Below are 9,412 nucleotides of genomic sequence, written 5' to 3'. Positions count from 1 at the left end.
TTTGTTTATGCAGCTTATAAAACGCAGTTATCTTTACAAGTTATACATCATGACTATTGGATTCATTTTGGGATTGAAAGCAGCTACTAAATGAAAATTAATGTAAGGATTCATTACCTCCAAAAGATTAAAGGTAAGTAATTCGGATTAACTACCAACAGTTGTGAAATCATTTTAGTTAAAATGCCCTAATTAAAGTGCCTAGAGTTGGCGTACCTAAAACTGAAGAGGCTAAATTCCCTGGGATATTCCCATCAATGTTAGGCATTCTGCATTTGATCGCTTTTGAGACTGAACAACTGACTTCAACCAAACAACTTCTAGCCAATACTGTTGCTGAATACATTGCGATTACACTGGCAAATCTCAAACTGCGAGAAACTCTTAAAAACCAAAGTATCCGTGACCCACTAACTAGTTTATTTAATTGACGCTACATGGAAGAGTCCTTAGAAAGAGAAGTCAAAAGAGCAGAGCGTAAGGGACAAGCGCTTGGTTTGATTATGTTTGATGTAGACCACTTTAAGCGATTTAATGATACTTATGGACACTTTGCCGGAGATATTGTATTGCGAGAACTGGGGCAATTGTTCAAAAGCATGATTCGCGGCTCTGACATTGCTTGTCGTTATGGCGGGGAGGAATTCATCCTACTTCTTCCAGAGGCTTCATTGCAAATCACTCAACTAAGAGCAGAGCAAATACGAATTGAAGCCAAACATCTCAATCTACAACATCGCTGTCAACCAGTTGGCGCTGTTTCCCTTTCATTAGGAGTTGCCAGCTTTCCTCGACATGGTAATACTACTGAAACTCTAATCCGAGCCGCTGATGCTGCACTAACCCTAGCTAAAGCTACTGGACGGGATCTGGTTGCAGTTGCAGAGTAATTAATTTCTGAGCAAACAATTGGCAGTATCAATATTCAAGAAAGTACTTAAAAAAATAGGTATAATTTGTAGTTGACTTAACCGTATATTTTTGGTGTAGGTTGAAGGACAATAATCTATGTTTTCATATTCTTCAGTAGATTTTCGGACGGAAAATTGACTTTAAACTGTTAAGTATAAGTACAGGACTTATATATCTTAATTGCCAGTTAATTAAATTCAAAGGAAAAAATGAACTTAACTACTTACAAAAGAAATACAGTCAGTTTTGTAATAGTAGTAGGAATTATGGTTGGCATTGGTATGATCTCCTCTCGAAATCTGCTGGAATATAAAAAAAATATTCGATGGGTAACACACACATACACAGTCATTAAAAACACAAAAGAAGTAATTTTACAAATTAATAATGCAGAGACATCACAAAGAGGTTATCTGATTACAGGTAAAAGGCAATATCTCCAACCGTATGATATTGCAACTGACAATATTCCCAAAACACTTCAAGTTTTACGTCAATTGACAAGAGATAACCCTAATCAACAGCGACGTCTTTCTATCTTTGAATCTTTAATTGCTAAAAAACTGGATTTGCTTAAAATAACGGTGAATTTTGCAACAAATAAGAATTTACCCTTGGCGTTACAGAGATTCGAGAGTAAGGAAAGTCAAAAGCTTTTGCAAGACATTCAAATGCTTGCTAAAGATATAGAAAGCGAAGAAAATCATTTGTTGAAACAGCGAACAATAAAGATGAACCTCAGCGCTGCTAATACAAATGCATTTACTATTTTTGCCAGCATTATAGCTTCTGCTTTAGTCGGTTTAGCCACGTTGTTCACTAACCAAGAACTAGCTAAACGCAAGCGGGTCGAGAATTCTCTCCAGCAGGCTAGTGAACATTTGGAAACTACGGTTAGGCAACGTACAGATGAACTTATAAAAACTAATCAACAATTGCAAACTGAAATTTATCAGCATGAACATACTCTCAAGACATTATCACTTCGAGAGAAGGAATTTAAGGCACTAATTGAGAATGCACCTGACATTATTGCTAGGTTTAATACTCAATTACAATACGTTTATGTTAATCCAGCTTTTCAAAAGCTTACAAGCATCTTACCCCAAACTTTTATCGGTAAAGCTAATAGACAGTTGAATTTACCAGAAGAATTTTCTCGAATATGGGAATACAAAATTCAGTCTGTTATTCAAACTAAGCAAGAGAACGAGTTTGAATGCAGTTTTCCCACTACCTCAAGTATAGAATACTACCATACTCGCTTGCTGCCTGAGTTTGCTGCCGATGGTTCAGTAGAATTTGTTATGAGTATTGCTCGTAATATTACTGCTCTCAAACTTGCACAAGCACAATTAATCCATGATGCCTTTCATGATTCTCTAACCGGGCTGCCTAACCGTGCTTTATTTATGGAACGTTTGGAGCGTGCTATTGCGCTCACAAAACGACGTACAAATTATAAGTTCGCTGTTTTTTTTCTTGATGTAGATCGCTTTAAAGTTGTCAACGATAGTCTCGGTCACACAATTGGCGACCAATTACTAAATGCGATCGCACGAAGACTAGAAACCTGCTTACGCTCTCAAGACACAGTTGCTCGTATTGGAGGAGACGAATTCACAATCTTGCTTAATGATTTCAAAAACTTGAATGACATAACATTTGTAGTTGAAAGAATAAATGCAGTTATCACATCTGCCTTTAACCTCAATGGACGCGACGTATTTACTAACGTCAGCATTGGTGTAGCTCTTAGTAAAAGTAGTTACAATCTGCCTGAAGAAATCCTACGTGATGCTGATATTGCTATGTATCGTGCTAAGGCATTGGGGAAAGCACGCTACGAGCTATTTGACTCAACCATGTACGCCCAAGCTACAGAGCTAATGCAGTTAGAAATGGATTTACGACACGCAATTGAACACCAGGAATTTATAATTCATTATCAACCGATTATTTTATTAGAAACTTACAAAGTAATTGGCTTTGAGGCTCTAGTACGTTGGCAACACCCGCAACAAGGATTTGTTTCTCCAGACAAGTTTATTCCCATAGCTGAAGAAACTGGACTGATTGTCCCTATTGGCTACTGGGTAATGCGTGAAGCTTGCCGTCAACTGCGTGCTTGGCAGGAGCAATTTCCTACTAGCCCACCCTTGACAATCAGTGTCAACATTTCCACTAAACAGTTTTCACAACCTGATCTAATTGAACAAATTCGCCAAATCTTGCAAGAGACTAGAGTTGAAGGCAGAAGTTTGAAACTGGAGATTACTGAAAGCGCAATTATGGAAAATACCGAATCTGCTACTGCTATGCTTTTACACTTGCAACAGATGAATGTCCAGTTACACCTAGATGATTTTGGCACAGGCTATTCATCTTTAAGTTACCTACACCGCTTCCCCACTAATGCCTTAAAAATTGATCGTTCTTTTGTAATGAACATTGGTGTTAATGGAGAAAACTTGGAAATTGTTCAAGCAATCATTACTCTGGCAGACAGTCTTAATTTAGATGTGGTTGCAGAGGGTGTAGAAACTGTTGAGCAACTCGCACAGCTTGCAGTTTACAAATGCAAATATGCACAAGGATATTTTTTCTCTAAACCCTTGAATAGCAAATTAGCCAGCACCTTAATCGCATCTGGGCTGAACTTTGAGTCAAACTAATTTTATTCTTGCATCGTATTGATCACTGAGTAATGCGTGAAGCTTGCCCTCAACTTAAACTAAATTTGATTTACAACAGCTTCCACACTATAGAACGACGGCTTGCGCGTTGGTTGCTCTTCATCGCTGATCACGTGCAATCAGAGACATTTCCACTAACTCAGGAATTTATCGCCCAGATGCTCGGCTGCCGCCGCTCTGGTGTCACAGTCGCAGCAGGCGTGCTTAGTCGAGCTGGAATCATTAGCTACAAGCGTGGCACTATTAACATTTTGAATCGACAAGATTTGGAAGATACATCTTGTGAATGTTATTCCATTGTCAAAAATGAACACGCTCGATTGCTTGAAGTACAGGCTTAGTTGTATACACCTCAATACGGTTTGGTTAAAGGGGAAAGGTATGTATTGGTTTTGAATACATCCTTTACCCTTTCCTTAGACCACACTCGATTGTGAAAAATGCTTATCCAAACCGTATTGGGAGTGGTAGCACTTGATTGAACTTAACTACTACTGTGACACAAATAGTACTAAGAAATTTGGCTCTTAAACAAAGTGTTTTTGATTAACTCTTTTTCTGGTCATATTACGAAAGCCAATCAAGTGTTAATAATCATTCAGTGATATCTTCTCCAATTCCCAGCGCATTATAGCTCTGTGTTAACTGTTCCCAAAGGTTCTCAATTTTCTCATAGCACTTCAACGCAGAAAGTTTTCCTCCTGTTTGTAGATTGCAGATGTAACTTACCCTTTCACAAAACTCTTGAAGATTAGCATTAAATGTAAGATTCTGGGGGGTAAATTCACCCAAGTATCGATAAGGTTGATAGAGAAAATTATTTTTATCTACTTGATTGTAGTCATCCATATTAAAAAACTGCTAGTAGATTTAAATTCCTAAATATTGACAGTTTTAAAAAATGATTTTATCAGCAAAAGACTTATTTCAGATGCCCTAAGATATAAGCGCGAGTGCGGAAATCTATAGCGCTAGTAAAAATTTTATGTGTAGTACCAAATTCAACCAGTTTAGTAACACAGTGTTCATTGCTATTAAAAAATGCCGTAAAATCAGATATCCGACTAACTTGCTGCATATTATCAGTGACAATCACAACTGTCAGTTCCGGGCGTAAACTCTGGATTAAATTCTCAATTTTCATGCTGGCGGTGGCATCAAGTCCTGAACAAGGCTCATCCACTAATAAAATTCTCGGTTTGACTGCTAAAGCACGGGCAATGCATAATCTTTGTTGTTGACCGTCAGAAAGCTCTAAAGCTGATTTATGTAGCTTATTTTTTACTTCATCCCAAAGTTCAGCGGTTTTGATAGCAGATTCGACAATCTCATCTAATTCTACTTTTGGATGCCATCTTACTAATTTCACTCCATAAGCAATATTATCGTAAACGCTCATTGGGAAAAGATTCTGTTTGGGGAAGACCATACTAATTTGACGATGTAGCCGATTTAAATTGACACGGCGCTCATAAATATTTTGACCAAAAAATTCTACCTTGCCTTCAACCCTTACTTCTGTCTTTAATTCACTCATCCGGTTGAGCGACTTCAGAAAACTAGATTTGACACAACCACTAGAACCAATAATTGCCGTCACTTTGTTTTGGTAAATATCCATCGACACGCCTTCAATTATCTTCTGAGTGCCATCAAAAAGATTGAGATTTTTAATCTTGATGGCTGGAATTAATTTACCCATATTTCCAAAACGTGTAAAATCCAAGATGCATGAAGCAAATCTTGACCAAGCGAGTAGCACAATTTAGCAGAATTATTTCATTAGTCATACTAAGCATCTGAATTTCTGGCAGGTTACACAGACATATAGTAAATTTACATTTACTAACTACTTTTCTCAGGTTATGTTCCAAAAGTAACCTTAGAAAAGCCTTATGAAATTTCAATTGGGCGAAGTAGGAATGCTTAAGCTTTCTACAGTAAAACTTAAGGTATTAGGTATACGCTATTAATTAACCTAAAGTAGTAAAAATTCTTCTATCTCTCGTGTCTTAAGAAGTAGATTAACCAATTTTGGTAAGGATTCAGGTCAATAGGTATGACCCCCACCTTTCCTTTTCCCTAGCCTGAAAAAGCGCATTTTTGGGTTCGCAGACTATTGGTGGCGGATTCTACCGTGCCTATAGTGATATTCAAAAATTACTTTAGCTAGATAGTGTTGCTAACTCATGTTTTTGAGATTCTTAGCCACATCATAAAAATTAGAACAGCCAAAGCTTTTTAGCTGTTCTAGGATTACTATTTTCCCTATATCAACAGCTTAATAGATGGTTGTTATGATGTCCTCAGCTTACAAAAGTATAAAATTCATCTATCCCAATACTGTTGCCAAGCATAGCAATTAAAAACAGTGGTCAGATTTGCTGGTAGCTGGCAAATGCTTAAACGATCAAAGCCTCATTTTGTCCCGACTCCTGCCCGAAACTTGATTTTTCGTCATGATTTTGATTACTGAATCATTGTTCTAGTCATATTTTGAGAACAAATTGGACACATTCGCCCTTCAGCATGAATGCACCATCGCCTCAAGGAGCGATCATAGGCTGTGGAGGCGCGATTGTAACAAGGGCAGGGATGAGGGCGAGGGCGGCGATAGGGGAAGCTTGAGCTTTTGGCGATCGCAGATGTGGTAATCGTCACTCCAGTACAACTCTACAATCTCGTCTCCCAACAGTGTTTAATAACCTGGATACAGTGCAAGCGACTGAGTTACAATCATATCTAGGCAACCGTATTTTTAGGAAGCAGTGTATGTGACTAAAAGAAAAAGATTGCCGTTTTTTAAAATAAAAGCTTGCTGCAATAAAGGCTGAAAGCATTACTATTTCGATTAATTCTAAATTATTGGTCAAATCTCATTAAAGAATAAGCTTGCCGCGAGTTCCACGCTAAATGTAGGCAATGTGAGCATTTTTATGCTTTGCGATGGCGTACCCGCCATGAGTCGGTGGCGATCGCACTCTCGCAAAACGGGCATTTGACCACAAAACCAGTCAGGCTCTAGATTCGGCAAGCTTATCCTTTAATTTTCGGCAATCTTTTCCTTTAAGTCACACACCATGTTTCGGCTGAACGAATCGCACCTCAAGTTATGATTCAAAGCACAATTAACATAAATGAATTCAAGGGTTAAGTCTGTTGAAAGCGACCTGACAAACTTGCTACCATGACTACCAACTCATCTGGATCAAATGGCTTGGATAAGTACATTTGAAAGCCTGTCAGCAGCGCCCGCCTTCGATCTTCTTCCTTAGCATAAGCACTCAAGGCGATCGCTGGGATTTTTCCCCCTTTTTCTGCTGGTAAAGCCCTAATTTTACGAATAAAGCTGTAGCCATCCTCCTTTGGCATACCAAGATCCGAAATCAGTATGTGTGGTATTTCCGACTCTAACGCTGACAAAGCTTGGGCTACTGATGCTGCTTCACTCACCAAAGCACCATGTTGCTCCAAGATAAAAGCAACAAGCTCACGTCCATCAGCTTCATCATCAACAACTAATATTCGTAAACCGTTGAGTAAAACTTGATCATCAGCTTTTGCAGAAATTGATTCTGCGCCAGTAGAATTGTTTGATTTATTCATCAAGGGCAACCGCACACTAAAGGTTGCTCCAAGTCCCTTGCCAGCACTTTCAGCTTGTACTGTTCCATCGTGCATTTCCACTAAATGGCGGACAATTGCTAACCCTAAACCTAGCCCCCCGTAAGTTCGAGTTGTACTTGCATCTGCTTGACGGAAACGGTCAAAAATGTACGGTAATACTTCAGCATTAATTCCGACTCCTGTATCTTTGACCACCAAGAGCGCATTTGTATCTGTGACTTGTAGCCCGATCTCAACCCGTCCTCCTGATGGTGTAAACTTAACTGCATTGGAGAGCAGATTCCACACTACTTGCTGTAAACGACTAGCATCTCCCCAAACATAACTGGCACTCTCCTTAAGTATGAACTCGATAGTAATATCTTTAGCCTGGGCTTGTGGTTTTACAGTTTCTATCGCCGCTAGAATTACTGAAACCAGAGATACTGGACACTTCTCCAGCAGCAGTTTTCCCTGAATAATGCGTGACACGTCCAGTAAATCATCTATTAATTTCGCTTGCGCTTTAGCATTACGCTCAATAGTTTCCAAAGCACGAGCAGTCGCAGATGAATCCAATTTCCCTTGGCTTAACATCTTAACCCAGCCAAGCATTCCATTGAGCGGTGTGCGTATCTCATGGGAAAGCACTTGCAGAAATTCATCTTTCATACGATTAGCTGCCTCCGCTTCAACTCGCGCTGCCTGCTGTTGAATTCGTTCGGTTCGTTCAGCTAACGCATCTTTACGCAGTTGCGACAATTCCAAATTTGCTCTCACCCGTGCTAGCAATTCTCGCGCAGAAAAAGGTTTAACTAAATAATCATCCGCCCCCATCTCTAACCCTTCAACACGGGACTCTTCACCTGCACGGGCAGACAGCAGAATAATTGGTATCTCCTTTGTATTTGAATCGGCTCTTAACTCGTGCAGCAATTGCAACCCATCCATTCCCGGCATCATAATATCGCTCAACACTAAATTCGGTATTTGTCTACGAGCTGCTGCTAAGGCGGCTATCCCATCTGTTACTGCTTCCACTTCGTAATATGGCTGGAGTAGATGCTTAAGATAATCGCGCATATCTGCGTTGTCATCAGCCAGCAAGATCCGGGCAGAGTCAGAGGACACGGGGACAAGGGGACTGGGGGACAAGGGGAATCGTGATTCATGTTCTCTTTCCTTGTCTCCCTTCGGGTTCGGAAGTTCGGACTCAACGGGAACCGCGATCACTTTTAGCGTCTCCCCTTGGGAGAAGACTCCGACTTGCTCACCTTGTCTCCTTGTCTCCCTTTCCTCATCAGGCAGCCAACGCCATGCTTCTTCCACAAACGCAACTGAACCCGAAGCAATGTTCGGCTTGCGATTAGCTCCAATACGCTCTGCGGGCAAATGAGCCTCCCCAAACGGCAGTGCAACTATAAAAGAACTTCCCTGATTTTCTTGACTGCTGACGCGAACTTCACCACCATGAAGTCGAACCAAATCTTGTACAAGCGATAGCCCAATACCAGAGCCTTCGTAAGTGCGACCCCGCGACCCTTGTACACGGTAAAATCGCTCAAACAAGCGTGGTAACTCTGCTTGTGGAATTCCTGTACCTGTATCTCGGACTTCCATTTCCACACGTTCCCCATCAGAGCGCGAGACAACACTGATTTCTCCAGCGAAGGTGAACTTGAAAGCATTACTCAACAAATTCAAGACAATTTTTTCCCACATTTCGCGGTCTACGTAGACTGGTTGTTGTAATGGTGGACAATCTACTATTAAACGTAAACCTGCTTTTTCAATCGTTGAACGAAAAACACTCGCCAGTTCACTGGTAAATACAGCTAGGTCTGTTGACTCGTAAATAGCTTGAATTCGATTTGCTTCAATCCGAGAAAAATCTAATAACGGTCGGTTCGCTGATTTAAAAAGCTAGAAGAGGAATTAATGCACTGTAAAGCTTATGGAGCTTAATTAGATAGGATTCTGGTAAGCACTTATCCAGGTACAAGGTAAGGGAAAGTGTAAAGTGACTGCGGTATTCCCATCAGAGTTAAAATTTGTTGTTGAAGTTCACCGAGTTGAGTCATTTCGTAGCTGCCGTCTCGATGAAAATACATTGTTATACCATTGAAAGCATTCAACAACTTTTCTGCTGTTGGTTTGGTTGTGTGGCGCTTGGGATTACCATCATACAGACCAGCCAA

At 40.1% G+C, this 9,412-nt stretch carries 9 protein-coding genes and 1 pseudogene; 4 read left to right on the top strand and 6 right to left on the bottom strand.

Translation table 11 applies throughout. From position 1 onward, the window contains the following. The first annotated feature begins 257 nt into the window (after window positions 1-257). The 4 genes from H6G97_RS53690 (at window position 258) to H6G97_RS38590 (ending at window position 3,949) form a co-directional block, all read left to right on the top strand. Window positions 258-431: a hypothetical protein gene (locus H6G97_RS53690; RefSeq protein WP_242055853.1), complete on the top strand. Its 174-nt coding sequence runs from the start codon at window positions 258-260 to the stop codon at window positions 429-431. A gap of 6 nt (window positions 432-437) precedes the next feature. After that, window positions 438-890 (top strand): GGDEF domain-containing protein, encoded by a 453-nt coding sequence (locus H6G97_RS38600; protein ID WP_242055852.1) that lies wholly within the window; start codon window positions 438-440, stop codon window positions 888-890. A gap of 231 nt (window positions 891-1,121) precedes the next feature. Further along, window positions 1,122-3,587 (top strand): EAL domain-containing protein, encoded by a 2,466-nt coding sequence (locus H6G97_RS38595; RefSeq protein ID WP_199349938.1) that lies wholly within the window; start codon window positions 1,122-1,124, stop codon window positions 3,585-3,587. A gap of 32 nt (window positions 3,588-3,619) precedes the next feature. Then, entirely contained in the window at window positions 3,620-3,949 is a 330-nt protein-coding gene (locus H6G97_RS38590; RefSeq protein WP_190945949.1) for a Crp/Fnr family transcriptional regulator, read from the top strand. A gap of 253 nt (window positions 3,950-4,202) precedes the next feature. On the opposite strand, the gene H6G97_RS38585 is transcribed toward H6G97_RS38590, so the two are convergent. The 6 genes and pseudogenes from H6G97_RS38585 to H6G97_RS38560 all read right to left on the bottom strand — a co-directional run. After that, window positions 4,203-4,457 (bottom strand): DUF7219 family protein, encoded by a 255-nt coding sequence (locus tag H6G97_RS38585; RefSeq protein ID WP_190945948.1) that lies wholly within the window; start codon window positions 4,455-4,457, stop codon window positions 4,203-4,205. A 73-nt stretch (window positions 4,458-4,530) separates the two neighbouring features. Continuing rightward, on the bottom strand, window positions 4,531-5,310 hold the full coding sequence (locus H6G97_RS38580) for a phosphate ABC transporter ATP-binding protein (protein WP_190945947.1): 780 nt from the start codon (window positions 5,308-5,310) through the stop codon (window positions 4,531-4,533). A 767-nt stretch (window positions 5,311-6,077) separates the two neighbouring features. After that, window positions 6,078-6,269, bottom strand: a complete 192-nt coding sequence (locus H6G97_RS38575) for a hypothetical protein (protein ID WP_190945946.1) — start codon at window positions 6,267-6,269, stop codon at window positions 6,078-6,080. Between the two features lie 208 nt (window positions 6,270-6,477). Then, complete coding sequence (locus H6G97_RS38570; RefSeq protein WP_190945945.1) at window positions 6,478-6,642, bottom strand: hypothetical protein; 165 nt, start codon at window positions 6,640-6,642, stop codon at window positions 6,478-6,480. 116 nt (window positions 6,643-6,758) lie between these two features. Further along, window positions 6,759-8,936 (bottom strand): ATP-binding protein, encoded by a 2,178-nt coding sequence (locus tag H6G97_RS38565; protein WP_242055851.1) that lies wholly within the window; start codon window positions 8,934-8,936, stop codon window positions 6,759-6,761. Window positions 8,937-9,202: 266 nt separating this feature from the next. Further along, window positions 9,203-9,412, bottom strand: a pseudogene (locus H6G97_RS38560) (hypothetical protein); the annotation flags it as partial.

Origin of the sequence: Nostoc flagelliforme FACHB-838 (assembly GCF_014698065.1) — a bacterium.
In the GTDB taxonomy this organism is placed as follows: domain Bacteria; phylum Cyanobacteriota; class Cyanobacteriia; order Cyanobacteriales; family Nostocaceae; genus Nostoc; species Nostoc flagelliforme_B.
The sequence above is the reverse complement of the archived record's forward strand: the minus strand, read 5'-3'. Positions and strand labels throughout refer to the sequence as shown.